At 66.2% G+C, this 24,515-nt stretch carries 26 protein-coding genes; 15 read left to right on the top strand and 11 right to left on the bottom strand.

Going from position 1 to position 24,515, the window contains the following annotated elements:
* Positions 1–7: 7 nt before the first annotated feature.
* The 3 genes from HTS88_RS00890 to HTS88_RS00880 all read left to right on the top strand — a co-directional run bounded on the left by HTS88_RS00890 (position 8) and on the right by HTS88_RS00880 (position 1,583).
* Entirely contained in the window at positions 8–367 is a 360-nt protein-coding gene (locus HTS88_RS00890; protein ID WP_104187267.1) for a non-heme iron oxygenase ferredoxin subunit, read from the top strand.
* Between the two features lie 80 nt (positions 368–447).
* Entirely contained in the window at positions 448–1,236 is a 789-nt protein-coding gene (gene sufC / locus HTS88_RS00885) for a Fe-S cluster assembly ATPase SufC (RefSeq protein ID WP_066275675.1), read from the top strand.
* Positions 1,237–1,250: 14 nt separating this feature from the next.
* Positions 1,251–1,583 carry a metal-sulfur cluster assembly factor gene (locus HTS88_RS00880; RefSeq protein WP_066275677.1) on the top strand — a complete coding sequence of 111 codons (333 nt, stop codon included), beginning with the start codon at positions 1,251–1,253 and terminating at the stop codon, positions 1,581–1,583.
* A gap of 165 nt (positions 1,584–1,748) precedes the next feature.
* Here the strand turns inward: HTS88_RS00880 and ypfJ are convergent, their stop codons facing one another.
* Positions 1,749–2,627 carry a KPN_02809 family neutral zinc metallopeptidase gene (ypfJ, locus tag HTS88_RS00875; protein WP_174174553.1) on the bottom strand — a complete coding sequence of 293 codons (879 nt, stop codon included), beginning with the start codon at positions 2,625–2,627 and terminating at the stop codon, positions 1,749–1,751.
* A gap of 59 nt (positions 2,628–2,686) precedes the next feature.
* On the opposite strand from ypfJ, the gene HTS88_RS00870 reads away from it, so the two are divergent.
* Positions 2,687–4,093: a class I adenylate-forming enzyme family protein gene (locus tag HTS88_RS00870; protein WP_174174551.1), complete on the top strand. Its 1,407-nt coding sequence runs from the start codon at positions 2,687–2,689 to the stop codon at positions 4,091–4,093.
* Positions 4,083–5,258, top strand: coding sequence for a thiolase family protein (locus tag HTS88_RS00865; protein WP_246255868.1), 1,176 nt, complete (start codon positions 4,083–4,085; stop codon positions 5,256–5,258). Before HTS88_RS00870 ends, HTS88_RS00865 begins: the two co-directional genes overlap by 11 nt.
* A 23-nt stretch (positions 5,259–5,281) precedes the next feature.
* Here HTS88_RS00865 and HTS88_RS00860 read toward each other — a convergent pair whose 3' ends face one another.
* From HTS88_RS00860 to HTS88_RS00845, 4 genes are all read right to left on the bottom strand, one after another.
* Positions 5,282–5,905: an energy-coupling factor transporter transmembrane component T family protein gene (locus tag HTS88_RS00860; RefSeq protein WP_174174549.1), complete on the bottom strand. Its 624-nt coding sequence runs from the start codon at positions 5,903–5,905 to the stop codon at positions 5,282–5,284.
* Entirely contained in the window at positions 5,902–6,627 is a 726-nt protein-coding gene (locus HTS88_RS00855; protein WP_174174547.1) for an energy-coupling factor ABC transporter ATP-binding protein, read from the bottom strand. Before HTS88_RS00855 ends, HTS88_RS00860 begins: the two co-directional genes overlap by 4 nt.
* A gap of 10 nt (positions 6,628–6,637) precedes the next feature.
* Positions 6,638–7,282, bottom strand: coding sequence for a biotin transporter BioY (locus HTS88_RS00850; RefSeq protein ID WP_174174545.1), 645 nt, complete (start codon positions 7,280–7,282; stop codon positions 6,638–6,640).
* Positions 7,283–7,461: 179 nt separating this feature from the next.
* Positions 7,462–9,249, bottom strand: coding sequence for a multicopper oxidase family protein (locus HTS88_RS00845; protein WP_174174543.1), 1,788 nt, complete (start codon positions 9,247–9,249; stop codon positions 7,462–7,464).
* Positions 9,250–9,541: 292 nt separating this feature from the next.
* On the opposite strand from HTS88_RS00845, the gene HTS88_RS00840 reads away from it, so the two are divergent.
* The 3 genes from HTS88_RS00840 (at position 9,542) to HTS88_RS00830 (ending at position 13,213) form a co-directional block, all read left to right on the top strand.
* The gene (locus tag HTS88_RS00840) at positions 9,542–11,077 is read left to right on the top strand and encodes an alkaline phosphatase (protein WP_246255867.1); all 1,536 of its coding nucleotides are present in this window, start codon (positions 9,542–9,544) and stop codon (positions 11,075–11,077) included.
* Between the two features lie 84 nt (positions 11,078–11,161).
* Complete coding sequence (locus HTS88_RS00835) at positions 11,162–11,704, top strand: hypothetical protein (RefSeq protein WP_174174541.1); 543 nt, start codon at positions 11,162–11,164, stop codon at positions 11,702–11,704.
* A gap of 135 nt (positions 11,705–11,839) precedes the next feature.
* Positions 11,840–13,213 (top strand): right-handed parallel beta-helix repeat-containing protein, encoded by a 1,374-nt coding sequence (locus HTS88_RS00830; protein ID WP_174174539.1) that lies wholly within the window; start codon positions 11,840–11,842, stop codon positions 13,211–13,213.
* A 431-nt stretch (positions 13,214–13,644) separates the two neighbouring features.
* On the opposite strand, the gene HTS88_RS00825 is transcribed toward HTS88_RS00830, so the two are convergent.
* Positions 13,645–14,337, bottom strand: coding sequence for an LmeA family phospholipid-binding protein (locus HTS88_RS00825; RefSeq protein WP_174174537.1), 693 nt, complete (start codon positions 14,335–14,337; stop codon positions 13,645–13,647).
* Between the two features lie 251 nt (positions 14,338–14,588).
* Between HTS88_RS00825 and HTS88_RS00820 the strand changes: the two genes are divergently transcribed.
* A complete protein-coding gene (locus HTS88_RS00820; RefSeq protein ID WP_066275709.1) occupies positions 14,589–16,187 on the top strand; it encodes an ABC-F family ATP-binding cassette domain-containing protein in 1,599 nt (532 codons plus the stop codon).
* A 156-nt stretch (positions 16,188–16,343) separates the two neighbouring features.
* On the opposite strand, the gene HTS88_RS00815 is transcribed toward HTS88_RS00820, so the two are convergent.
* Genes HTS88_RS00815 through HTS88_RS00800 form a run of 4 tightly spaced genes read right to left on the bottom strand, consistent with a single transcriptional unit; the run spans position 16,344 to position 18,400 of the window.
* Entirely contained in the window at positions 16,344–16,820 is a 477-nt protein-coding gene (locus HTS88_RS00815) for a YbaK/EbsC family protein (protein WP_174174535.1), read from the bottom strand.
* A gap of 3 nt (positions 16,821–16,823) precedes the next feature.
* Positions 16,824–17,699 (bottom strand): SURF1 family cytochrome oxidase biogenesis protein, encoded by an 876-nt coding sequence (locus HTS88_RS00810; RefSeq protein WP_174174533.1) that lies wholly within the window; start codon positions 17,697–17,699, stop codon positions 16,824–16,826.
* Positions 17,700–17,969: a hypothetical protein gene (locus HTS88_RS00805; RefSeq protein ID WP_174174532.1), complete on the bottom strand. Its 270-nt coding sequence runs from the start codon at positions 17,967–17,969 to the stop codon at positions 17,700–17,702.
* Positions 17,966–18,400, bottom strand: a complete 435-nt coding sequence (locus HTS88_RS00800; protein WP_174174530.1) for a DUF3099 domain-containing protein — start codon at positions 18,398–18,400, stop codon at positions 17,966–17,968. Before HTS88_RS00800 ends, HTS88_RS00805 begins: the two co-directional genes overlap by 4 nt.
* Before the next feature lie 152 nt (positions 18,401–18,552).
* On the opposite strand from HTS88_RS00800, the gene HTS88_RS00795 reads away from it, so the two are divergent.
* On the top strand, positions 18,553–19,278 hold the full coding sequence (locus HTS88_RS00795) for a beta-ketoacyl-ACP reductase (RefSeq protein WP_174174528.1): 726 nt from the start codon (positions 18,553–18,555) through the stop codon (positions 19,276–19,278).
* 127 nt (positions 19,279–19,405) lie between these two features.
* Complete coding sequence (locus HTS88_RS00790) at positions 19,406–20,158, top strand: SDR family oxidoreductase (RefSeq protein ID WP_174174526.1); 753 nt, start codon at positions 19,406–19,408, stop codon at positions 20,156–20,158.
* A gap of 78 nt (positions 20,159–20,236) precedes the next feature.
* On the opposite strand, the gene serB is transcribed toward HTS88_RS00790, so the two are convergent.
* Positions 20,237–21,130 carry a phosphoserine phosphatase SerB gene (serB, locus tag HTS88_RS00785; RefSeq protein WP_174174524.1) on the bottom strand — a complete coding sequence of 298 codons (894 nt, stop codon included), beginning with the start codon at positions 21,128–21,130 and terminating at the stop codon, positions 20,237–20,239.
* Positions 21,131–21,232: 102 nt separating this feature from the next.
* Here serB and map point away from each other — a divergent pair, with 102 nt between their 5' ends.
* From map to HTS88_RS00765, 4 genes are all read left to right on the top strand, one after another.
* The gene (gene map / locus HTS88_RS00780) at positions 21,233–22,003 is read left to right on the top strand and encodes a type I methionyl aminopeptidase (protein WP_174174522.1); all 771 of its coding nucleotides are present in this window, start codon (positions 21,233–21,235) and stop codon (positions 22,001–22,003) included.
* A gap of 91 nt (positions 22,004–22,094) precedes the next feature.
* Positions 22,095–22,880: an ABC transporter ATP-binding protein gene (locus tag HTS88_RS00775; RefSeq protein ID WP_066275729.1), complete on the top strand. Its 786-nt coding sequence runs from the start codon at positions 22,095–22,097 to the stop codon at positions 22,878–22,880.
* An 18-nt stretch (positions 22,881–22,898) separates the two neighbouring features.
* The gene (locus HTS88_RS00770) at positions 22,899–23,684 is read left to right on the top strand and encodes a sulfite exporter TauE/SafE family protein (protein WP_174174520.1); all 786 of its coding nucleotides are present in this window, start codon (positions 22,899–22,901) and stop codon (positions 23,682–23,684) included.
* Positions 23,685–23,691: 7 nt separating this feature from the next.
* Complete coding sequence (locus HTS88_RS00765; RefSeq protein ID WP_174174518.1) at positions 23,692–24,501, top strand: TrmH family RNA methyltransferase; 810 nt, start codon at positions 23,692–23,694, stop codon at positions 24,499–24,501.
* Positions 24,502–24,515: the final 14 nt, after the last annotated feature.

Raw genomic sequence — 24,515 nt, 5'->3', positions numbered from 1 at the left:
GTTACAGATGACTGACCAGCCAAAGGGCGAGCTTGTCTGCAAGGCGGATGAAATCCAGCTGAAGCAGGCGCTGCGGATCCTGATTGATGACTACCCCGTGGCGATCGTCAAGGACTCCATGGGGGAGATCCACGCGATCGGCGACACCTGCTCGCACGCGGACATTTCGCTGTCCGAGGGCGAGGTGGAGGGCTGCGCCATCGAGTGCTGGGGCCACGGCTCACAGTTCGACCTGCGCAGCGGCGAACCGCTGCAGCTCCCGGCCTACGATCCGGTCCCGGTGTTCGCCGTCGAGATCGTCGGGGACGAAGTCTATGTGGACGTCACCAATGTCCTCAACGGCGCCGAGGCTCCCAACTTCAGCTAGCACCACAGAATTACGAACCAACTTCCAGACAGAGACCGCACCGCCGCCGCCCAGGCCCGGTGCAGAGGAGAACAAGACACATGTCTACTCTTGAGATCAAGGACCTGCACGTCAGCATTGAGACGGAGCAGGGCACCAAGGAAATCCTGAAGGGCGTCAGCCTGACCATCCGGACCGGCGAAACCCACGCCATCATGGGCCCCAACGGTTCCGGCAAGTCCACCCTGGCCTCCACCATTGCCGGCCACCCGCGCTACAACGTCACCAGCGGCTCCATCACCCTCGACGGCGAAGACGTCCTGGAAATGAGCGTTGACGAGCGTGCCCGCGCCGGCGTCTTCCTTGCCATGCAGTACCCGGTGGAGGTCCCCGGCGTGAGCATGACCAACTTCCTGCGCACCGCCAAGACCGCCATCGACGGCGAAGCCCCCAAGCTCCGCACCTGGACCAAGGACGTCAAGGCTGCCATGGAGCAGCTGCGCATCGATGCCGACTTCGCCCAGCGCAACGTCAACGAGGGCTTCTCCGGCGGTGAGAAGAAGCGGGTGGAAATCCTCCAGCTGGAACTCTTCAAGCCCAAGTTCGCCATCCTGGACGAGACCGACTCCGGCCTGGACGTTGACGCGCTCAAGGTTGTTTCCGAGGGCGTCAACCGCGCGCATGCCGAAGGCAAGATGGGCACCCTTCTCATCACGCACTACACCCGCATCCTGCGCTACATCAAGCCTGACTTCGTGCACGTGTTCGTGGACGGCCAGGTTGTTGAGGAAGGCGGCCCGGAGCTCGCCGACCGCCTCGAAGAAGAAGGCTACGACCGCTACGCCAAGGGTGCCGGCGCAGCCGCTGCACCCGCTGTGGCGCAGGCCTAGTAAGGACTTTCGCCATGACCGAAATCAACGCGGCACGTACGAGCCTTGAGGACGTCGAGGAGGCGCTGAAGGATGTCATCGACCCCGAACTCGGCGTCAACATCGTTGACCTGGGCCTGCTGTACGGCCTGAAGTACTCGGACGACGACGGCGCACTGCTGATCGACATGACGCTGACCACCGCTGCCTGCCCGCTCACCGACGTGCTCGAGGAGCAGGTGGGCAAGGCCCTGGACGGCGTTGTAGACGACTGGCGCCTGAACTGGGTCTGGATGCCGCCATGGGGTCCGGAACGGATCACCGACGACGGCAAGGACCAGATGCGGGCCCTCGGCTTCAACATCTAGATCCCCACCGCCTCCCTAACCTCGCTTCGCTTAGTTGGGGAACCTCCCCACTACCTCCCCAATCTCGCAAGCTCGATTGGGGGCCCCTCGGTAGCGTGGGCCCAGGTACGACGACGGCCGGTTACCTTCATCGCGAAGGTGACCGGCCGTCGTCGTTCTCTGGGGTTACAGGGTGGGCGCGGAGAACGTGTCGCACTGGTTGATGTCGCCGGTCTCGTAGCCCTTATAGAACCAGCGCTGGCGCTGTTCGCTGGAGCCGTGGGTCCACGCCTCGGGGGAGACCCGCCCGGTGGCCGCTTCCTGGATCCGGTCGTCACCAACAGCGGAGGCGGCGGACAGGGCGTCGTTCAGGTCCTGCTGGGTGAGGGGTTCAAGGAACGGCTGGCCATCGGGCCCCGGCTGGGTTGATGCGTGCTTGGCCCAGAGGCCCGCGTAGCAGTCGGCCTGCAGCTCCACGCGCACGGCTCCGGATTCAGGTCCCTGCGGATCCTGCTGGGCCTGGTCGAGCGTTCCCAGCACGTTCTGGATGTGGTGCCCGAACTCGTGGGCCACCACATACTCCTGCGCCAGGGGTCCACCCGAGGAGCCGAACCTGTCCACCAGCTCCTGGAAGAACCCGGGGTCAAAGTAGGCCGTGGTGTCGGTGGGGCAGTAGAAGGGGCCAACAGCACTGGAGGCCGTGCCGCAGCCGGTGCTGACACCCTGCTCGAAGATGACCGTCTCCGGCTGCGGGTACTGGACGTTGTACTGCTGCAGGTAGGCGGGCCAGAAGGCGTTCAGGCTGTTGACGGTGCCGGTGATGCGGCAGTCCACCCGGGCATCCGCGTCTGCTCCTGTCTGGCAGGCGGGCGCCGTGCCCTGGCTCTGCGGCTCCTGCCCGGCCCCGGCCAGTCCCTCCAGCAACTGTGGATTGACACCCAGGAGCGCCGCGATGAGCAGGATGAGCCCGCCGCCGATCCCGCCGCCCACTTTGACTCCCCGGCCCATGCCGCGGCGGTCCTGGACCTGGGAGGGATCCAGCTGCACATTGTCGTTGAAACTCATAAAGTCACAATACCCGCGGACCGGAAGCTCAACCGGTGCCGGCCGGTAAAGTTGATCTGATGCCTTTCCTGAACAGAATCCAGCGCTGGGCCGAGGAACGGCCCCACGACACCGCCGTCGTGATTGCCGGGCGCCGCCTCTCCTGGGCGGAGCTCCGGGACTCCGCTGCGGCGCTGGTACCCCACACCAAATCCGTGACCTCCCTGTGCGAAGCCAACTCGGTTGACTTCGCGGCAAGATTTGCCGCGGCGGTGGCCGCCGGACGCCAGTGCGCCGTCCTCGATCCTGCCTGGCCGGGTTTGCTGCCGGAGGACATGAAGCGGCGCGTAGACGCGTCCGCCCAACCCGCGGCCGTGTCCCCGGATGATGAGCTCGCAGACGGCGACCCCGGGTCCACCTTCCTGATCGGGCTCACATCCGGCACCACGTCGATTCCAAAAGCCTTCACGCGGTCCCGGCGGTCCTGGCAGGAATCCTTTGAAGCCTCCATCGAATTCTTCGGGCTTCGTGCGGACGATGTGACCCTGGCTCCGGGCCCCCTTGCCGCCAGCCTCAACCTCTACGCGCTGGCCGAATGCCTCTACGCCGGTTCGGAATTCCAGACCCTGGAAAGCTTTGACGTGGGCGACGTCCACGCCGCCATCACCCACGACCGCGTCACCCGGCTGGTGCTGGTGCCCACCATGCTGCGGATGCTCAGCGAACGCGGCCTGACCGGCTGCGTGGACGCCTCCGGCGTGCGGACCATCATCTGTGCCGGCTCGAAGCTGGACGCGCGGACCCTTGAGGCTGCCCGCCGCTGGGCCCCGAATGCCACCATCTTCGAGTACTACGGTGCTTCGGAACTGAGTTTCGTCTCGGGGACGGGGCTGGCCGCCAGCCAGCCGGCAGTACTGGGCGGAACGGGGATCGGCCGGGCGTTTCCGGGTGTGGACGTGCGGATCCTCGACGACTCGGGGCAGCCGCTGCCCGACGGGGAGTCCGGAAACATCTGCGTCCGCAGCGCAATGGTCAGCAACGGCTACCTCTGGGGTGATGACGGGGAGGCCCTGAAGTCCTTTGACGGCTGGTTCACGGTGGGCGACCAGGGCTACCTGTCCGAAGGCGAACTGCACATCCTGGGCCGCCGCGCGGACATGATCCTCACGTCAGGCAAGAACGTCTACCCCCATGAGGTGGAACTGGCACTGTCAGCGGTGCCGGGTGTGTCCGCCGCCGTCGCGGCCGGAATGCCCGACGACCTTCGCGGGGAAAGGGTCGTGGCCGGTGTTGTCCCCTCCCACGGCGGCATCACGGCCACCCAGCTCCGTGCCGGGCTCGAGGACCTCCTTGTCCGGGATAAGCGCCCGCTCCAGTACTACCTGCTCAGCGAACTGCCCACCACGGACCGGGGCAAGGTCAGCCGCAGCCTGCTGCTGGACTGGATCAGTTCCCGGGACCGCAGGGTGCGCAGCCTTGACAGCTGAGATGCTCCCGCCGGACCGGCAGCCTGTCATCATTGCCGCCCGCCGCACCCCGGTGTGCCGCACCAACGGTGTACTCCGGAGCCTGCGTGCCCACGAACTGCTCGCGCCCGTGCTCCGGGAGCTCCTGGCGGAAACGGGGGCGGAGCCCGGCAGAGTCACCGACGTTGTGATCGGCAACGCCGTGGGCGGTGGCGGAAACGTGGCCCGCCTTGCGCTGCTGGAGGCGGGGCTGTCCGTCAGCGTTCCGGGGATTACCGTGGACCGCCAGTGCGGCTCCGGACTCGACGCGGTGGTTCTGGCATCGCGGCTGGTGGCTGCGGGCGGAAACCCGCTGTACCTTGCCGGGGGAGTGGAGAGCACCAGTACAGCGCCGCTGCGCGCGTACAGGAACGACGACGGCGGGCCGGAGTTCTACGCTCGGGCTCAGTTTGTGCCGGCCGGCTTCGGCGATCCGGACATGGGCGTGGCCGCAGAAAATGTGGCGCGGGAGTTCGGCGTCAGCCGGGAACGCCAGGACGCGTTCGCCCTCCGCAGCCACCGCCTGGCGCTTGCCGCCCGCGACGCCGGGGTGTTCGACGGCGAACTGGTCACGTTGGATACAGAGGCAGGGACTGCCGCGGACGATGGCCCCAGGCGTGGGCTCAACGCCGCAGTCCTGGCCCGGTTCCCCGCCGCTTTCGTTGACGGGGGAACTGTCACCGCGGGGAACTCCTGCTTCGACGCCGACGCCGCATCCGCCGTCGTCATCACCTCCCTGCAACGGGCAAGGACCCTGGGCGCCGTCGACGGGTTGCTGGTGCTGGGCAGCGGGACGGCTGGAGTGGATCCTGAACTGCTGGGCGTCGGCGCCGCCGCCGCAGCCCGGGACGTCCTGTCAGCCGCGGGGGTGTCAGCGGACCAGGTGGACCTGGTGGAGTTCAACGAAGCCTTCGCGTCGCAGACGCTTGCCTGCCTTGACCAGGTGGGAATCGATGCTGAGCGGGCCAACCTCGACGGCGGCGCCCTGGCCCTGGGCCACGCCTACGGCGCGTCCGGTGCCGTCCTGGTGACCCGCCTGCTGGCCCAGGCACGCCGGTCCGGAACACCGGGAAGCCTGGCGCTGGCGATGATCAGCAGCGCCGGCGGCATGGGCACCGCTGCGCTGCTGGAATACCAGCGGCTCTAAGGCGCGGTGCCCCGGCGGGGGCGTCAGTCTTCCGCGTCCCCGAGGCCGCGGGCGGCGAGCGCCTCACCTGTCTGGCGCGCAAACGCCACCGAGGTGATGAAAACAGGGAGGATCAGGGCCCGCGGATTGCGCTCCAGCCCCCGTGCCCGGGCGGAATCCCGGACGTCCGCGAAAGTGCCGGCAATGTAGGGGATGCTCCGCAGCATGATGGCGATGGTCAGGGCAAACCGCTCGGGGTCGGCGCCGAAACGCTTGAAAGGGCCGGCCGCCCTGACCACTCCGTCAAGGAGCCGCTGCACGGGAGTGGTGGCAGTGAGCAGGGATGCAGCCACCACGCAGACCAGGATGTTCAGGACAATCCGCGCCGCCGTTGGTGCTCCCAGCATCCACCATTGGAACACCCCGATGACCACCAGCACGGCAGCGAGCGGCCGGATGGCGGCCCACAGCTTCTTCAGGCCCGCTCCGGTCAGGAGGAACAAACCGCAGAGCCCGGCCAGGACCGCCAGCGACACCCGCCAGTCCACCACAATGAACGAGGCCAGGCCGCAGCCGAAGACCAGCAGGAACTTCAGCGCCAGGGGTGCCCGGTGGATAAGGGAATGTCCCGGCACGTAATTGGCCAGCAGGAAGCCGTGGCCCCTCATCGCGGTTTTCCTGCCGGCAGGCCGTCCCGGCACAACATCCGGTAGTGGTCGACGGCCGGCGCCGCGCCGCCGTCGAACACCACCTCACCCTTTTCGATGACCAGGACCCTGTCCATCTCCAATGCCAGCTCAAGGTCATGGGTGGACATGATGATCTGCTGGTCCAGCCCTGCCAGGGTCCTGCGGAGGAGTTCCCGGTTGCGGAGGTCCAGGAGGGTGGACGGCTCATCGAGGACCAGCACCGACGGGTTCACCGCGAGCACTGCGGCCAGGGCCATGAGCTGCCGTTCCCCGCCGGACAGCTCGTAGATGCTCTGGTCCGCCAGTTCCAGCAGGCCCAGCCGGTCCAGTGCCCCTTCGGCAGCTTGCCGCCGCTCCTTACCGTTGCGGACGAAGCGCCGCAGGGACAGCTCCACGTCCTCCCGGCCAGTAGGCATCACCAGCTGGGACAGGGGATCGGTGAAGACAAACCCCACGTTCCGGCGTACCGTCCGGACGTCGCGGACCGTATCGGCGCCGTCCACCGTGACCCTGCCCTCCGTTGGCTGGACCAGGCCGTTGACCAGGCGGAGCACTGTGGACTTACCGGAGCCGTTGGCGCCGATGACGCCAATGCGCTGTTCGGTAAGTTCCAGGCTTATGGCGTCGAGGAGGACTTTCAGTTCCGGTGCGCTGTCCGTTTCGACGGCGACCCTTACACGGTCAAAGATCACGGCGGGCATGGCGGGTCCCTTAGACTTTCGCGGGCAGGGCGGCACTGCGCGGGACGCGGCGCACCAGGATGTCCGGGAAGGCACGGTGGAGTGCGACGGCTATGACGGCGGCCAGGATGTTCTTCACCATGTCACCCGGGTAGAACACCAAATCGCTCAGGAAAGCCTGCCCGAGGGTGGCCTTGGTGTTCAGGGCGATCCCGGCGATGCCGAGGGAGTGCACCACAAAGGCGCTGGTGACGGCGGCAGAGAGGAAGAACCACAGCGCCCTGGCCTTGGTGGTCCGCCGGATCACGATGGTGGCCAGCCAGCCCACAACGCAGGCGGCGATCGGGAAGGCGATGATGTAGCCGGCGGATGGGCCTGCGAGGATGCCCAGGCCGCTGCGGCCCTGGCTGAAGATGGGCAGGCCGGCGAGCCCCAAGAGGGTGTAGAGTCCCACGGCGGCGAAGGCCCGTCCCGGTCCGAGAACCAGGCCGGTCAGCATCACGGCCAGCGTCTGGAAAGTGATGGGGACCCCGAAGCCGTTTACGGCCAGGCCGGGGACCAGGGCTGCGCCGGCAACCAGGGCGGCGAAGACGGCGATCAGGCCAAGGTCGGTGGCGTTCCAGCGGCGGCGCCCGGTGCTGGCGGGATTCTTGAAGGCGGTGTCGGTGTTGCTCATGGCAGTCCTGTCGGGGTTGTACAAGCGGAATCTAATGTACTGCCGACGTTACTGGTGCGGAACTGCGGGCATTTTGTAGGGGGTCTACTAAACGGGTTGCCCGCAGCTACAGGCTGGGCACAAAGGTGGTCGGTTTCCCCTTCCGTTGTGGTGCATGTGGTGCTTTGGAGGGAGAACCGTCATTCGATGACGTAGCGCTGCATCATGTCGTTGTCCTCGTGCTCGAGGATGTGGCAGTGCCAGACGTACTCGCCCGTGAACGAGGAGCCGATGGCCAAGGGTGCTCCGCCGGCTGCACCCGCCCCAAAGGGGACACTGATCCGGGTCACTTCTCCAGGCATCGACACCGCGGTGTCCTTCCAGCCCCGCTCGTTGGCCGGTGCCGCCTTGGGGCGGCCCGTCAGGAACGGCGTGACGGGCACGTTGCTGCCCTGGCCCGGCGTCACCAGCCCGGTGCCAGGATCCACGTATCCGGTGGCGGCAAGGTATTTGCCGACGTCGAAACGCTGGCGGTTGAAGACCTGGAACTGGGTGAAATGCAGGTGGATGGGGTGCGCGTCCACTGTTGTGTTGATCAGTTCCCACTCCTCAAGGGTGTCGCCCTGCACGGCGGTGATGTCGGTGGTGTGGAAGGGGCGGTTGTTCAGCAGGGCCATGATGGGGATGCCCGCCGCGTTGAGGACTTCCACGAGGGTCATCTGGCGGGTGGCCGCCGTGGGCAGGCCTGCCAGCCTCGTCATGGGCTGGGGCCGCAGCTTTTCCGGCAGCGGCGCCGTGTAGCCGGCCTGGCTTTGCACGGTGAACTGCATGATTTCGCGGAGGGGAACCCCGCCTTGCTTCGCCGCGACCGGGCCGTCCGGGTAAGGGGTAGGGGCATTGTTGCCCAGGACCACCTTGGATCCGGCGGACAGGCCGGCAAAGTCCACCACAAGGTCCGCCCGCTCGCCCGGGCCCAGGACCAGTTTGTTGAGCTTGGCCGGGGCGTCGAGGAGGCCCCCGTCCGTGCCGATCTGGGCGAACGTGAGCGCGTTTCCGCCGGACATGAACTTGAGGTTGTAGAACCTTGCGTTTGACCCGTTGTACACGCGGAACTGGTACTTTCCCCGGTCCACGTCCAGGTTCGGCCAGCATTTCCCGTTGACCGTTGCCACGTCCCCAAAAAACTCCGGCGCCCAGGGCCGTGGGGTTCCGTCGCTGGTCGTCAGCTCCGGATTGGGCGGGTAGGCGAAGGATCCGTCGGGATTGAACATCCGGTCCTGGATGACCAGCGGCACCTCGTATGGGGGCGGCGGCAGGTGGGTTCCGTCTCCGATGTCGATTCCGGTCCCGGACGGCCCCGGGGTGTCCCGGATGAGGTAGCCGCCCGCCAGCCCGGCGTAGACGTTGAGGCGGGTGATGCCCAGCGCATGGTCGTGGTACCAGAGCCCGGCGGCATCCTGGTTGTTGTCGTAGTGGTAGGTGTAGGAACTGCCGGGGGTAAAGACCTGTTCAGGGCCGCCGTCGGACCCTGGCCTGGTGTTGCCGCCATGCAGGTGGGTCGAGGTGCGGGGGGTGTTGGCGTCGTCGCTGCCGGGCGGCACCAGCTCATCGTCGATGGCGAATGCCAGCGGGTGCTTTCCCAGCTGGTTGTGCACAGTGAGGGCGAACGGGGTGCCGCGCTGGGCGACGATGACGGGCCCGAGGTACGTCTGCGATGCGTCGTCGGCCCGGTAGGTGAATGTGTCCGTGGAGCCAAGCTGGCCGTGGAAGGCGTGCCCGGCGTTGAGCATGGACAGTTCTGTCTGGCCGCCCGCCCGCATATCGAGGACCCCTAGTTCGGCCAGCGTCGGCAGCTGCTCGGAGAACATTGTCAAGGGACCGGCCTGCCGGGCACGTGTGCGGGCAGCCAGGGCGGCGTCCGGGTGGACCAGGATGCCGGCGCCGGCTACCGCACCGGCCTGCAACAGCTGGCGTCGGGTGAGATACATCGCAGACTCTTTTCGCTCGAAAGATGAGTCCCCCTTGATTGACGGTACGAGGGCGGTGCAGGCCGGGAACAGGGCCCTTAGGCCCGCTGAACACGGCACCTCAAGATTGGCTGAAGAAATCGGAAGGAGGGAACGGTTTCCTTCCTTCCCCCGTCACTGCTTTCTATGGTGGTCCTACAAGTTCGTCTAGGGGGAATTCTTTGGCAACCACCGATGCGCCTGCTGGAAGCAGACACGAAAAAGCCATCCACCAGCAGATTCGTCCCGCTCCCGGCCTGGAAGGGACCCGCTGATGAGATACGTTCCGGCGGCACTCATGTCCGATGGCCCTCCTGGGAAGATTCGCGGGATCGTGTGGATCGTCCTTGGCGCGGTCGTGGCGGTCGCGGTGGTCACGTACGCGGTGTTCACCGCCACCAGGCCGGCGCCCGCGGCCTTCCAATCGCCGGCGAAGAACGTCATCTACCTGCTGGGCGACGGGATGGGCCGCACCCACGTCACAGCGGCCAGGGAGCGCTTCTACGGCGCCGAGGGCAGGCTGGTGATGGAAAGCCTCCCGTCCCACGGCTCGGTCAGCACCTATTCCGTGGAGAAGAACTCCGGCCAGCCCGGGCAGGCCGGCTTCGTGCCGGAGCTGGTCACCGCGTCCCCCGCTGCGGCCACAGCCTTCGCCTCGGGGGTAAAGACGTATAACACTGCCATCGGGGTGGACGCCAAGGGTGTTGTGGTGCCGACCATCATGGAATTGGCCAAACAGGCCGGCTACCGCACAGGCAACGTTTCCACTGCCGAAGTGACCGATGCAACGCCCGCCGGGCAGATGAGCCATGTCCTCGCCCGCGGCTGCCAGGGACCGGACTACTCCGCCGATGCGTGCCAGGATACCGATGTGACCGGCGACAAGCTGCCCACCAGTGATGTCCGGGTCACCCCGATCGCAGACCAGATCGCCCGCAACGGTACCGCCGACGTCATTTTCGGCGGTGGCATGGCCCGCTTCGACGCAGAGGATGAAAGCGCGTTGAAGGAGCAGGGCTACTCGATCCTGGGATCTGTGTCGAGCCAGATCCCCGCCACGCGCGCCGACCTGAACGGGGCATCGGGGGACAAGGTTTTTGGACTGTTCAATAACGGTAACCTGACCCTCGAAAAGGCCAAGAAGGACAACCCGTACAAACCCCAAGCGGAGGAGCCGTCCCTGCAGGAGATGACGCAGAAGGCCATTGAACTGCTGAACCAGGACCAGAGCAACGGCAAGGGGTTCTACCTGCAGGTTGAAGGCGCCCTGATCGACAAGCGGTCCCACGACAATGACGCGGCCCAGACACTGGATGAAGTCAAGGCCTTCGACGACGCCGTCGCCGCTGCCCTGGACTTCGCGAAAAAGGACGGCAACACCATGGTTATTGTTACCGCAGACCACGAAACGGGCGGGTTCAACATCATTGAAAAGGGCTCCTTCACGAACGCGGAGGCGGCCGGGCCCCCACCGAACGTCGATTCCGGGAACAGTGCCAACAGCTCCACCCCGACCCGGAACGGCGGAAACTTCAAGGACAAGGAGCGCTCGACCGGAATCATCAATGGCGAAGGCTCAGAGGATCCGAAGAACTTCGGCCCGGCCACCTTCCGGACTCCGGATGATCCCGCCAACGTCAAGGACGGTTCCAAGGAAGCCAGTCTTTGGCTGTCCTACGCCTCCGGCAACCACACGGGCGCCGACGTGCCCATATACGCCTACGGTCCGGGTGCGGAACAATTGCAGGGCAGCGTGGACAACACCGACCTGTTCGACATCGTGGGCCAGGCCCTGCGCGTCCTGCGCTGAGAATAGCGTGAACTACCACCGCAGAATCGCCGCAGTCCGCGTGATGGCCAGGCCCTCGTCCGCAGCGCACCCGGAGGGGACCCGATGAGCCGCAAGCCTTGGATTCTCCTGATGGCAGCCCTCGCTGCTGCCTCGCTGGCGGTGTTTGCCTCCGCCGTACTGGGTGCTCGGGCACCGGCCCCCGCGCCCGGCGCCGATCGTGTCCCGCAGGCATCCGCTGCCGCCAAAACAAGCTTCCCCGGCCTGGTCAGTGCCGAAGGGGAACCGGACTTGGCAGGACTCCGGACAACCCGGCCTGCCCCTGGCCAGATCCTTCGAGTCCAGGGCCCTTTCGATGACAGGATTGTGTTCGAGGGTTTGGCTTTTGATGGACAGGCTGCCTCCGGGGCAGTCCGAGTCACCAGTGATGTCAGCGACCTGCTCGAACTCCAGGTGCTCGCCGGCTTCTATGATGACCGCGGCAACCTCCTTGGCACTGCACGGTTTGTGCACCATCTCGGCTCCGACGGCCATGGACACTCGGGACCGTCCGAAGAAGGTGAGGAGTTCAGCATTCCGGTACCGGCCGGGCTTGCCCCCCACGCTGTTTCGGCAGCAGTAGGCGTACCCGTCCTCGTCAATGAGTAGTGCGGAAACGCGCACCCGATCGCCGGTACGTGCTGGTACCACGTGTGCATAGTTCAGGTCTTCGCTGACGGTTTCCCTGCCGGGTGCCGCCGGATAAAATCGCTCGTGAGATATCCGTGAGGACCAGCCCCGGCCATGACACCACCTCCGCGACCCTTCAGCCGCCGCACGCTCCTCCAAGGGGCTGCAGCCGGCATCGCAAGTTCCGCTGTGTTCACGGACGAACGCACCCGGTCCCGCGGGGGCCGGAACACCCGGTATGTGAGCGTCTTTGGTTCCGACTCGGCCCCGGGGACTGAGGCAGCCCCGTGGCGCAGCCTCGCGCGGATCCAGGATGCCCTGAGGCGCGGGGGTCTGCGCCGCGGCGACGCCGTCCTGCTCAGGCGCGGCGACACATTCTTCGGCACCCTCCACGAGCCGTCCATCAAGGGCACATCGGGCGTCTTGACGGTGGGCGCCTACGGCACCGGGCCGCGTCCAAAGGTTGCCGGCTACAAGGTCAGCAAGCCGGCCTGGGTGCAGCACGCCACCGGGGTATGGAAGCTGGACATCACCGCCCGGTCCGGCCAGTACAGCGGCAACACCGGCGCTCCGTCCACCAACGTCGGTTTCCTGAAGGTGGCGGGCCTCATCCGTGGATGGAAGCGGACCAGCCTGGATGCACTGGCGAACCAGTGGGACTTCTATAGCGACGAGACCTTTGTGTACGTCAGGTCTTCCTTCGACCCTGGCGACGGCGTCGCAATCGCCGTCCAGCAGGACGGCATCCGGCCTGCCTCCCACAGCATCCTGGACGGCATTCATATCGAAGGCCACGGAACACACGGTATTGCGACCGGCGGCTCGGAGAACATCCGCATCAGGAACTGCCGCCTGGAGGACCTTGGCGGGTCCCGGCTGAGCTCCGACGGCACCCGGTACGGCAACGGCATCGAGGTCTGGATCGGCGCGTCCAACATCATCATGGAGGACAACACCATCCGGGAATGCTATGACGTCGCCTTCACGATGCAGGGGACGGCCATGAAGGATGCAAAGTCGTGGACCGACATCCACTTCCGGAACAACCGGGTGGAGAACTGCAACCAGACCTTCGAGATGTGGTCTGCCGGCGATGCGTCTCCAGGGTCCGGGCACATCCGCTGCACTTTCACAGACAATGTCTGCACTGACGCTGGCTACTCATGGGCTGCGACCATCCGGCCGGACACGGACGGCAAGGGCACCCACATCCTCACGTATGACACCGAGCTGCCCGTGGACGTGGAGGTCAGCCGGAACCAGTTCATCGGCGCGCGGGACAGCTATATCAACATCAGCGGAGACAGGAAGGCCCCCACAGGGCTGAACCTGCACCACAACATCATCAAGCTAGGGCCAGGCAAGAAGACCGACTACCAGACCGCGGAGACCATCGAGCAGGCCGCACACTGGCAGTCGCGCACCGGTAAGGAGCGCGGTTCAACGTTCGGTGTGCTCACCACCGGCCGTTGCGAAGGGCGATCATGAACACGCTGGGAAACATTCAGGTCCGATGCTCAGGATTTGATCAAGAGCATTGCTTGGATGCCCGGCGAGGCCTACGGTCAGGTGCATGACTCCTAGATCGAGCAGGCAAGACGCCCGTGCGGCGGAACCCGAAGGGTAAGCGGACTGATGCGGCAGCGGAACTTTCCCAGCGCGGGCGGGCTCTGTGTAGGAGCCCTGATCCTGGCTATATCGCTTATCGCCCAGCCAGGTGACCCGAATTCTGTGATGGTCAGGGACCTGCTGATCACCTTCAGCGCCGTCTTCACCGGAGTCAACGCAGTCGGGCTCCTGGAACTTCGACGGCGGCAGGAACTTCCGGACGTGCTGAACAAGAAACCCACCTAGGGTTCCACAACACCCACGTCCCTCTTTGGGGAGCTGTGGAGTGTTCCCGGCCAGGGCAGGCGACGTTATGGAACGAGCTTGACGTCCTCGCCGGAGAGACTCGCACGGAAGCCGTCGTCCTGGACCGCGACGTCCTGAAGGACGAGGCCCTCGGGCAGGCCCTCAATGCTGTGCTCAATGGTCACGAGGCTTCTCACGGCGGCACCGACGGCGTCGGAGAGGAATCCCGGCCCGCCAAAGTCTATCGAGCGCGGCTCAACAACCAGCCTGCCGGCGTCGACCCTCACTGTGCCCGTGGCATTAACGTCCAGCTCGCGGCCCAAAGCCTCAACGGTGCGGACCACCAGAACCTGGCCGCCATCGGCGGCGCGGACCACCGTCCCATCACCGAGTTCCCCGGCAACGACGTCGAACGGAACGGTCGCGTCCACCGCGAGGCGTTCAGCAACCATCCCGCCCGGCCCCGTGACCACGCCCTGCCCTACGGCTTTGACGTCGTGAAGCAACGAGCCCGCGATCGCCACTGTTCCGGCGTCCAGGGCCAGATCGGCGAGCCACACCTCGTCCCCGCCCAGGCCCGCGGGCGGCGCAGCGCCCGCAGTGGGTCCGGCGCCCGCCGTGGGGGATGGCCCAGGCGCTGCCTCATCCCCGCCGGCCGGACTGCTCACCACCCACCACGCGATCGCAGCCGTAAGCCCCAGGACGATGACCATCCCGCCAGCACCGATCAGCCAGTCCTTCGCACGTGTCCACTCCATCAGGACAGTCTGCTGGCTCACCCCCGGGCCGGGAAAGCCCGTCAGCCTCGAACCCACCCCCAGGACACATGAAGTCCGCCACAGTCCCGTGCCAACCGCCGGCGGTTGAGGCGGCTGCAGACAGTACGTTCTGCATGGACGGCGCCGGACGGTAGACTTGGATGGGCCGTTCTCCGGCCACTCTGCCCCGGCTCCCTCCCAACATCGTGCGAGGGCTGCGGCGTTCCCTGTTGTGAAAGGCCTTACCTGCTGTGATTACTGTCCAGGATCTTGAACTGCGTGCCGGCGCCCGGCTCCTGATGGACCAGGTGAGCTTCCGCATCGACAAGGGAGACAAGATCGGCCTGGTGGGCCGTAACGGCGCCGGGAAGACCACCCTCACCAGGGTCCTCGCCGGCGAAGGACTTCCCGCCGCGGGGAAAGTGACCCGTACCGGCGAGATCGGCTACCTGCCGCAGGATCCCCGGACGCCGGACATGGAGCAGCTCGCACGGGACCGGATCCTGTCCGTCCGCGGCCTCGACATTGCCGTCGGAAAACTGCGCGTGGCGCACGAGGAAATGGCCAGCGAGGACGCGGCGGTCCAGCGCAAGGCCATGAACCGTTACGACCGGCTTGAATCCGAGTTCCTGGCTGCCGGCGGCTACGCCGCCGAGGCTGAGGCGGCGGCAATCTGTTCCAACCTCGCCCTGCCGGACCGCCTGCTGAACCAGCCGCTGAAGACCCTGTCCGGTGGCCAGCGGCGCCGCGTGGAGCTGGCGCGCATCCTGTATTCGGACGCCGAGACCATGCTCCTCGATGAGCCCACCAACCACCTGGACGCCGATTCCATCGCCTGGCTGCGTGACTTCCTCAAGAACCACCAGGGCGGCCTGATCGTGATCAGCCACGACACCGAACTGCTGGAAGCCACCGTGAACAAGGTGTTCCTGCTGGACGCCAACCGCGCGCAGATCGACTTCTACAACATGGACTGGAAGCGCTACCTCACGCAGCGCGAAACGGATGAGCGCGCCCGCAAGCGGGAGCGCGCCAACGCCGAGAAGAAGGCCCAGGTCCTTTTCGACCAGGCCAACAAGATGCGCGCCAAGGCCACCAAGGCGGTTGCCGCCCAGAACATGGCCAAGCGCGCCGAGCGTCTGCTGAGCGGACTCGAGGCCGTCCGGGAAAACGACCGCGTGGCAGCCCTGCGCTTCCCGGACCCCTCGCCCTGCGGCAGGACCCCGCTCACCGCCGAGGGCCTCAGCAAGTCCTACGGTTCGCTGGAGATCTTCACGGACGTGGACCTGGCCATCGACCGCGGCTCGAAGGTGGTCATCCTGGGCCTCAACGGTGCCGGAAAGACCACCCTCCTGCGGATGCTCGCGGGTGTGGACCAGCCCGACACCGGTGACGTTATTGCCGGGCACGGCCTGAAGGTGGGCTACTACGCCCAGGAGCACGAAACCCTCGACGTGGACCGGACCGTCCTGGAAAACATGCGCTCCGCCGCCCCGGACATGAAGGACGCCGAAGTCCGCGGCATCCTGGGTTCGTTCCTGTTCTCCGGCGACGACGTCGACAAGCCCGCCGGCGTGCTCTCCGGCGGTGAGAAGACCCGCCTGGCCCTTGCCACCATCGTGGCTTCAAGCGCCAACGTCCTCCTCCTCGACGAGCCCACCAACAACCTGGACCCTGCCAGCCGCGCGGAGATCCTGGGCGCGCTCAGGAACTACAGCGGCGCCGTCGTCCTGGTCAGCCACGACGAGGGCGCAGTGGAGGCCCTCAACCCCGAGCGCGTAGTCCTGCTGCCGGACGGCGTCGAGGACCACTGGAACGAAGACTACCTGGACCTCATCACGCTGGCTTAAGCTGTCGGTTTTGCTGGGGTTCGCTGCTCGACGCCGGTGGGTTGCGTCCGCTTCGCGGCGTGGGCGATTTCCCGCGTGCTGGCTCCTTCGTCGCCTTTGACGCACGCTACATAAATCGCCCACGCCGCTGCGCTTGTGCCCCGGACACCTATTGTGTCAGCGGACCTTCAGTTCCCTGGCTTCGGTGATTCTTCGCAGCTCTGCATACGTGATGCTGAACATTGAGTTGTGGTCTCCTGCTCCGGCCCAGAGTAGTTCCTGTTTCTTGAGGCAGCTGTCCAGGAGCGTCCTGACTTTTTCCGGGTGGCCCACCGGGGCCACTCCGCCTACCGCCTGGCCGGTGTGCTGCAGGACGAAGTCGGGGGAGGCCCGGCGGATCCTGCCCGCCCCCAACTTTTCAGCAACCAGTTTGGTATCCACGCGGGCCGCCCCGCTTGCGAGGATCAGCAGGGGCTCTCCGCCGAGGTCGAAAATCAGGCTGTTCGTGATCGCCGCGAGATCGCAGCCGAGTGCCTCAGCAGCCGCGGAGGCCGTCGGCACGCCCGCGGGAAAAGTCCGCACGGTGTCTCCAACCCCGGCAGCCACCAAGGCCGCGCGCACTACGGCAACCGGTCCGTCGTCGTGCTCCGTCATCCTTCAGTACCCCTGAGCATCCAGGAGGGCGTCTTCCTCTTCTTCGGAGGTCGCCTTCTTCCGCTTCCTGGGAGGTGACGGACGACGGCGGTGCTCGCCGCCTGCCGGGCGGGGCCCGCCCTCTGCTGTCCCGTCGTCGTCCTCGGCGTCAATGGCCGCGTTGCGTGCCTGCTGGCGCGCAGCGTAGCCAAAACCAACGAACATCAGCACGCCGAACGCGAACCACTGCAGCGAGTACGAGAGGTGTGTGCCTTCCTCGGTGGAAGGCTTCGGGAACGGGAACGGCATCTCCGCTGCAGGCGGCGTCTCCGATGCGAGCTGGCCGTACGCCCCGGTTAACAGCGGATACCCGAGCTGTCCGGCGTAGGCGGCAAGGTCGATGGAAGCCAGCTGGCCTTCGGGGGCGCCACGCTGGAGTTCGGGCTCGGGATGCTTCAAACGCACGACGACGGTCACGTCACCCGCAGGGGGTTCCGGCACCGAGTCCGGGGCGCCCGGATTATCGTTGCCGATGGGCAGCCAGCCCCGGTCGATGACCACTGTCTCACCGGAGTCGAGACGGAACGGGACCACCACTTCGTAACCCGGCTGACCATTGAGCGGACGGTTCCGGACCACGCGCTGGCCGTCGCTGAGGTACGTGCCCCTCAGCTCCACCTGCGTCCACTCCATGCCGGGGTCCAGCTCGTTGAATTGTTCCCTGGCGTCCGCGAACGGGATGGGCGTGGCCGAGTAGTTGGTCACCACCCGGTCGATTTCGGCCAGGGTCTCGGCGCGCCGGTCCATCTGCCAGCGGCCCAGGAACACACAGGCGGAGGCGAAGATGGCAGCCAGCAGCAAATAACCCAGCCACTTGCTGGAGAAGAGGAAACGGTACATTCAGCTGTCCTGCCCAGGGCCGCCGGATGCCCGGGAGTCATCGAGGGGCAGGGTTTCCTTCCAAAGGCCCCGTGTCTGAAGGTAGTCCTCCAGCCATTCCCTGTGGTCCGCGCAGGCAAGCCAGGTCTTGCGGCGTTCCGGGGAATGGATCTTGGGGTTGTTCCAGAGGAGCTGCCAGGAAGCCTGCGCCCGGCACGCCTTGCGGGAACAGATGGCACCGGCTTCGGCCGCTGCGGGATCGGTGCCGGCGGCGAAGTCGAAGATGCTCACGAGGCCTTCCTTTCCTGCCCGGACGGGGATTCGTCGTCGTCAATAACCAGCTCGCCCTGCAGGAGCTCACTGCCGGGATCCTCCCCGGCGGGCCGCGCCGGTGGGCTTTCCAGCTCAGCCAGCGGGGCCGAATCCAGCAGGAGGTCGCTGTGGCCTTCGGCTTTGTCGTTCCCGTTCGCGATGATCACGGCGATCCAGGGCAGGAACACCGCCCCGGCCACCGGAATGATCTTGAACCAGCCGTCCACCACGAAAATCAGGACAAGGCACACCATGCGGATTCCCATGGCCAACGCGTACTTGATCATGCGCTGGCGCATGTCCTCCGAATGGGCTCCAGCGGCATCCGTGATGCTGTGGACTTCCGAATCGCCGGAGAACCGGCCGGGTTCTCCAGGCGCGGATTGTCCCGCATGGTTTTCAAGGGTCACGGTGGTCTATCACGCTCCAAAGGCTTGCCTCAATTCTCTCACCATCGGCAGTGGCGCCCAAACCCGGGCCGGGGCGGGCGCTAAGATCGAAGTCAGCCAAATCACCCCCACCTACAGCGGCCCCCGCGCGCCGCAGATTCCGGAGCCCCTACATGACTGAAGCAGCCACCGCACCCCGCAGCGTCCTGATCACCGGCGGCAACCGCGGCATCGGCCTGGCCATCGCCGAGGCCTTCCTGGCCAACGGCGACAAGGTTGCCGTGACCTACCGCAGCGAAACCAAGCTGCCGGAGGGGATCCTCGGCGTCAAGGCGGACGTCACGGACGAGGCTTCCGTGGACGCGGCCTTCAAGGAAGTGGAAGCTGCCCACGGCCCGGTGGAAGTCCTGGTGGCCAACGCCGGCATCACCAAGGACACCCTGCTGCTGCGCATGAGCGAAGACGACTTCACGTCCGTCATCGACACCAACCTCACTGGATCCTTCCGGGTCATTAAGCGCGCATCGAAGGGCATGATCCGGCTCCGCAAGGGACGCGTTGTCCTCATCTCCTCCGTATCGGGACTGTACGGTGCGCCCGGACAGATCAACTACTCGGCCTCAAAAGCGGGCCTGGTGGGCATCGCACGCTCCCTGACCCGAGAACTCGGTTCGCGGGGCATCACCGCCAACGTTGTGGCGCCCGGCTTCATCAACACGGACATGACTGCCGAACTTCCCGAAGCCACCCAGAAGGACTACCTGTCCAGCATCCCGGCAGGCCGTTTTGCCGAGGCCTCCGAGGTAGCCAACGTGGTCCGCTGGATCTCCAGCGACGAGGCCGCCTACATCTCCGGAGCCGTCATCCCCGTTGATGGCGGCCTGGGCATGGGGCACTGACCGGCGCCGGCAAACTAGCAGCCGGGCGCTTCTTTGTGCAGGTCACACAAGGGAATTGGCCAGGGCCGCTGGCATGATGGACTGCAGGCCATCAGCAATTTAGACGTTTCAGACAAAAGGAGCCCGCATGGGACTGCTGGATAACAAGACTGCCATCGTGACCGGATCCTCGCGCGGAATCGGCGCGGAGGTAGCCAAGAACCTTGCCCGCGAGGGCGCCGCCGTCGTGGTGAACTACCGCCAGAAGGCACCGCGCGCCAACAAGGTTGTACAGGGCATCGAAGCCGACGGCGGACGTGCAGTGGCCGTCGGCGCGGACCTCACCACCCAGGAAGGCGTGCAGGCGCTGGCCTCAGCCGCCATGGAGAACTTCGGTTCCCTGGACATCCTGGTGCTGAACGCCTCCGGCGGCATGGAAACGGGGATGGGCGAGGACTACGCACTCAAGCTGAACCGCGACGCCCAGATCAACATGCTCAACGCTGCCGTGCCGCTGATGAAGGAAGGCTCGCGGGTGGTCTTCGTCACCAGCCACCAGGCCCACTTCATCAACACGGTGCCCACCATGGAAGCCTACGAGCCGGTGGCGCGCAGCAAGCGCGCCGGCGAGGACGCCCTGCGCGAACTCATCCCCAACCTGGCCGAGAAGGGCATCACCCTGGTGGTTGTCTCCGGCGACATGATCGAGGGCACCGTCACGGCCACGCTGCTTGACCGTTCCACGCCGGGCGCCATCGAGGCCCGCCGGGCCGAAGCCGGCAAGCTGTACTCGGTGGAGGAGTTCGCGGAGGTTGTGGCCGGCATGGTCACCGCCGACGTCGAGTCCGGCCACACCGAATACGCCGGCGGCGCAGACTACTTCGGTAAGGGCACGAACTAGGCCAATGCCAAATGCCGGATGGCACGTCGCGCCGCGACGTGCCATCCGGCATTTAAAGGGCGGGTCTTGCTGTTGGGTTCAGACGCCGGCGACGTGCCGGACCGCGTCGAGGTACGGCATGTTGACGGCGGCGTCCGCCACGGCCCGCACGGCGGGTTTGGCGTTGAACGCGACGCCGATGCCGGCCGCCCCGAGCATGTCCAGGTCGTTGGCTCCGTCGCCAACTGCCACCGTGTGTTCCAGGGCGATGCCCTCGGCGGCTGCCCACTCACGCAGGTACTTTTCCTTGGCCGCCCTGTCCACCACTGCGCCCAGCACCCTGCCCGTCAGCTCGCCGTCGACGATCTCCAGTTCGTTGGCCTGCCAGTAGTCCAGGCCCAGTTCACCGGCAATCGGCTCAAGGATCTGGTTGAACCCGCCGGACACCACGGCTACCACGTGCCCTGCCGCCTTGAAGGCGGCCACGAGTTCGGCGGCTCCCAGGCTCAGCCTCACCTCGTTGCGGACGGAATGGACGACGGCGGCCGGCAGCCCGGCGAGCACGGCCACGCGGGCGTGGAGGCTCTGGGTGAAGTCCAGCTCGCCGCGCATGGCGGCCTCGGTAACGGCCGCCACTTCTTCCCGCTTGCCGGCATAGGCGGCCAGAAGCTCGATGACCTCCTGCTGGATCAGGGTGGAGTCCACGTCCATGATCAGCAGCTTGCGTTCTGCCGACCGGAGGCCGGCCGGGACGAGCGCCGTGTCCAGGCCGGCGATGGAGGCTTCGGCAACGGCGTGGCGCAGTGCGGCCAGCCCGGCCGCGGTGGCGTCCGGCAGCTGGAGCTCGGTCACACGGACCTGGTAGCGGCTATCGCCGGAGGAGGCCTCGGACAGCACAGCGGCGCCTTGTGCGGTGAGGATGGAACGGAGCTGCTCCAGCCCTGTTGGAGACACATTCAGGCCGTAGCTGACCGCAGTCACGTTCGAAGTCATGCCTGCCATCTTAGCCAGCGGGGGAGGCGTCCCTTGAATTCATTTCACTGCTGCGGGGAGGTGGCAGGCAGGTAGTATTATCGCTCACACCTGGAGGAACCATTGATTGAACTGCTCACGCCGCGGGAGATTGACCAGGCCCGCCCCTCGGGCCGCTTCGTGGCAAATACGCTGCGGGATCTGAGGGAGCGAACCGGACCCGGTACGAATCTCCTGGAGATCAACGACTGGGCTGCGGTCATGATCCGTGCGGCGGGAGCCCGCTCCTGCTATATCGACTACGCTCCCTCGTTCGGGCGCGGGCCCTTCGGGAAGGTCATCTGCACGTCCGTCAACGATGCCGTGCTGCACGGACTCCCTCATGACTATGTCCTCCAGGACGGGGACCTGCTGACCCTGGACTTCGCAGCCAGCGTCAATGGGTGGGTCACGGACTCCGCCATCAGCTTTGTCGTTGGGGATTCCGCTGCCCCCGAGGACACCCGCATGATCGAAACAACCGAGAGGGCGTTGGCGGCGGGCATCGGTGCGGCACAGCCCGGGGCGCGCATCGGGGACATCTCCCACGCAATCGGCTCGGTGCTGGAGTCTGCCAAGTACCGGGTCAACACGCAGTTCGGCGGGCACGGCGTTGGAAGCACCATGCACCAAGACCCGCACATTCCGAACACCGGCAGGCCAGGCCGCGGGTACGAGCTCCGCCCCGGCCTGCTCCTGGCAATAGAACCGTGGGTCATGGACGGCACCAGCAAACTTATTACGGCTCCTGACGGCTGGACCCTGTGCAGTTCCAACGGCCGCCGGACCGCCCATTCCGAACACACCATCGCTGTCACCGAATCCGGACCCGTGATCCTCACGCAGCCGGCCTGACGGGCGCCTGGCGAGGCTGCCCAACCAGGGTTTCGCTGTTACCTTGCCCCGGTTATCAGTCGGCCTCTTTTTTGTCCTAGTGTCTACTCCTATGAGTGATGTTCTGGAATTGGCTTCCGTCAGCGTTGTCCGCGGTAAGAAAACCCTGCTGGACAAGATCGACTGGGAAGTCAATGAAGGCGAGCGCTGGGTAATCCTTGGGCCCAACGGTGCCGGCAAGACCACGCTCCTGCAGATCGCGGCCGCGCGCCTGCACCCCAGCAGCGGCAAGGCCGGTATCCTCGACGAAACCCTGGGCCGCACCGACGTCTTCGAGCTCCGCCCGCGCATCGGCCTGTCCTCCGCCGCGCTGGCCACCCAGATCCCGGAACAGGAAAACGTCCTCAACGTGGTGGTCACTGCCGCCTACGGGGTCACCGGCCGCTGGCGTGAGGGGTACGAGCGCGACGACGAGCGGCGGGCTTTCCGCTTGCTCAACGACTGGGGAATGGGCCCGCTCCTCAACAGGACTTTTGCCACCCTGTCCGAAGGTGAGCGCAAGCGTGTACAGATTGCCCGCGCCCTGATGACCGACCCCGAGCTGTTGCTCCTCGACGAACCGGCGGCAGGCCTGGACCTTGGGGGCCGCGAGGAACTCGTCCATAAGCTGGGAGAGCTGGCGCAGGATGAGGACGCACCGGCCATGGTCCTGGTCACCCACCACCTTGAGGAAGTCCCGCCGGGATTCACCCACGCCATGCTGCTGCGCGACGGCGGAGTGGTCGCCGCAGGCCCCATCACGGACGTCCTGACCGCTGAGAACCTCAGCAAAACCTTCGGGCTGGACCTGGACATGAGCGTCAACGCCGGCCGGTACACCGCCGTCGCCCGCCGCTAACAGCGGCAGCGCAGCACCTTGGATCTTCTCAGCAGCATCTTTGTGGCCATCGCCGGCCTCTGGGCCGGCACCATCAACGCCGTGGTGGGTTCCGGCACCCTGGTGACATTCCCCGTCCTGATCGCCCTGGGGGTCGCCCCGGTGGTGGCCTCCATGAGCAACGCCATGGGGCTGGTGTTCGGCACGGCGGCCGGCGCCTTCGGCTACCGCCGTGAACTGAAGGGACGCGGACGCCAGCTGATGCGTCTCCTGCCGGCCTCCCTTCTCGGCGGCATCTCCGGCGCCTGGCTGCTCCTGCACCTGCCGGAGGAGGTCTTCCACTACGTTGCCCCCGTCCTGATCGTCCTGGCCCTCCTGATGGTGGTGTTCCAGCCCAGGCTGCAGGCTTGGGTCCGGTCCCGTGAGGAGAACCCGGAGCACGCTGTGCGCGACAAGCGGCACGGGGTGCTGCTGGTGGTGCTCGTCTATCTGGCCGGTGTCTACGGCGGCTACTTCGTGGCCGCGCAGGGGATCCTGCTGGTGGGCATCCTGGGCATCTTCCTCACCGGCACCATCCAGAACGCCAACGCCATGAAGAACATCCTGGTGCTCGGAGTGAACCTCGTGGCCGCCGTGTCCTACGTGATCTTCGCCTTCGACCGGATCAACTGGCTTGTGGTGCTGCTGATCGCCGTCAGCTCGAGCATCGGCGGACTTCTCGGGGCCAAGGTGGGCCGCCGGCTCTCACCCACGGTGCTGCGCGCAGTGATCCTGCTCCTGGGCCTGGTGGCGCTGGGCTTCATGATCGCAAATCTGCTGAAATAATCACCCGGTGACAATCCACTATCTTGAATCGGCCGCGGACCCCAGAGTCGCCGACTACACGCAGCTCACGGACGTGCACCTGCGCAAGCTGCGTGAACCTGCCGAGGGCATGTACATCGCCGAGTCCTCCCGGGTGCTGCGGCGTGCCCTGGCAGCAGGACACCAGCCGCGCTCGTTCTTCCTGGCGGAGAAGTGGCTTGAGGACCTCCGGGACGTCCTGGATGCCTATCCCCAGGTCCCTGCCTTCATCGGCAGCGCGGACCTGCTGGAGGACATTACCGGCTTCCACCTCCACCGGGGCGCCATGGCCGCCATGCAGCGCCCGGCGCCCGTGCCGCTGCCGGAACTGCTGGCCGGGGCACGCAGGGTGGCTGTCCTGGAGGACATCGTGGACCACACCAATGTGGGCGCCATCTTCCGGTCGGCCGCCGCGCTGGACATCGATGCCGTCCTTGTCTCTCCCCGCTGCGGGGACCCCCTTTACCGGCGGAGCGTCCGGGTGAGCATGGGCACGGTGTTCCAGGTGCCATGGGCCCGGCTCACCACCTGGCCGGAAGACCTTCACCTGCTGAAGGACCACGGCTTCACCGTTGCCGCGCTGGAGCTCACGGACGACGCCCAGGATGTGGACGCCGTCGCCGCCCGGAACCCAGGGAAGCTTGCCCTGGTGCTTGGCACCGAGGGCGCCGGCATGAGCGCCGGGACACTCGCCGCCGTCGATATCGCCGTGAAAATACCCATGCGCAACGGCGTGGATTCCCTGAATGTCGCAGCCGCATCAGCTGTGGCCTTCTGGGAGCTGCGGCCCCGGAACTAGGGGTGTAGCCAGCC

Source organism: Pseudarthrobacter oxydans, from assembly GCF_013314975.1.
Classification (GTDB): Bacteria; Actinomycetota; Actinomycetes; order Actinomycetales; family Micrococcaceae; genus Arthrobacter; species Arthrobacter oxydans.
This window is presented reverse-complemented; position numbering and strand designations above follow the sequence as displayed.

Excerpts from the sequence above, each read along its gene's own strand:
- HTS88_RS00890 (WP_104187267.1), top strand. The coding sequence starts at position 8 with ATGACTGACCAGCCAAAGGGCGAGCTTGTCTGCAAGGCGGATGAAATC.
- sufC (WP_066275675.1), top strand. The coding sequence starts at position 448 with ATGTCTACTCTTGAGATCAAGGACCTGCACGTCAGCATTGAGACGGAG.
- HTS88_RS00880 (WP_066275677.1), top strand. The coding sequence starts at position 1,251 with ATGACCGAAATCAACGCGGCACGTACGAGCCTTGAGGACGTCGAGGAG.
- ypfJ (WP_174174553.1), bottom strand. The coding sequence starts at position 2,627 with ATGAGTTTCAACGACAATGTGCAGCTGGATCCCTCCCAGGTCCAGGAC.
- HTS88_RS00870 (WP_174174551.1), top strand. The coding sequence starts at position 2,687 with ATGCCTTTCCTGAACAGAATCCAGCGCTGGGCCGAGGAACGGCCCCAC.
- HTS88_RS00860 (WP_174174549.1), bottom strand. The coding sequence starts at position 5,905 with ATGAGGGGCCACGGCTTCCTGCTGGCCAATTACGTGCCGGGACATTCC.
- HTS88_RS00855 (WP_174174547.1), bottom strand. The coding sequence starts at position 6,627 with ATGCCCGCCGTGATCTTTGACCGTGTAAGGGTCGCCGTCGAAACGGAC.
- HTS88_RS00850 (WP_174174545.1), bottom strand. The coding sequence starts at position 7,282 with ATGAGCAACACCGACACCGCCTTCAAGAATCCCGCCAGCACCGGGCGC.
- HTS88_RS00845 (WP_174174543.1), bottom strand. The coding sequence starts at position 9,249 with ATGTATCTCACCCGACGCCAGCTGTTGCAGGCCGGTGCGGTAGCCGGC.
- HTS88_RS00840 (WP_246255867.1), top strand. The coding sequence starts at position 9,542 with ATGAGATACGTTCCGGCGGCACTCATGTCCGATGGCCCTCCTGGGAAG.
- HTS88_RS00835 (WP_174174541.1), top strand. The coding sequence starts at position 11,162 with ATGAGCCGCAAGCCTTGGATTCTCCTGATGGCAGCCCTCGCTGCTGCC.
- HTS88_RS00830 (WP_174174539.1), top strand. The coding sequence starts at position 11,840 with ATGACACCACCTCCGCGACCCTTCAGCCGCCGCACGCTCCTCCAAGGG.
- HTS88_RS00825 (WP_174174537.1), bottom strand. The coding sequence starts at position 14,337 with ATGGAGTGGACACGTGCGAAGGACTGGCTGATCGGTGCTGGCGGGATG.
- HTS88_RS00815 (WP_174174535.1), bottom strand. The coding sequence starts at position 16,820 with ATGACGGAGCACGACGACGGACCGGTTGCCGTAGTGCGCGCGGCCTTG.
- HTS88_RS00810 (WP_174174533.1), bottom strand. The coding sequence starts at position 17,699 with ATGTACCGTTTCCTCTTCTCCAGCAAGTGGCTGGGTTATTTGCTGCTG.
- HTS88_RS00795 (WP_174174528.1), top strand. The coding sequence starts at position 18,553 with ATGACTGAAGCAGCCACCGCACCCCGCAGCGTCCTGATCACCGGCGGC.
- HTS88_RS00790 (WP_174174526.1), top strand. The coding sequence starts at position 19,406 with ATGGGACTGCTGGATAACAAGACTGCCATCGTGACCGGATCCTCGCGC.
- serB (WP_174174524.1), bottom strand. The coding sequence starts at position 21,130 with ATGACTTCGAACGTGACTGCGGTCAGCTACGGCCTGAATGTGTCTCCA.
- HTS88_RS00775 (WP_066275729.1), top strand. The coding sequence starts at position 22,095 with ATGAGTGATGTTCTGGAATTGGCTTCCGTCAGCGTTGTCCGCGGTAAG.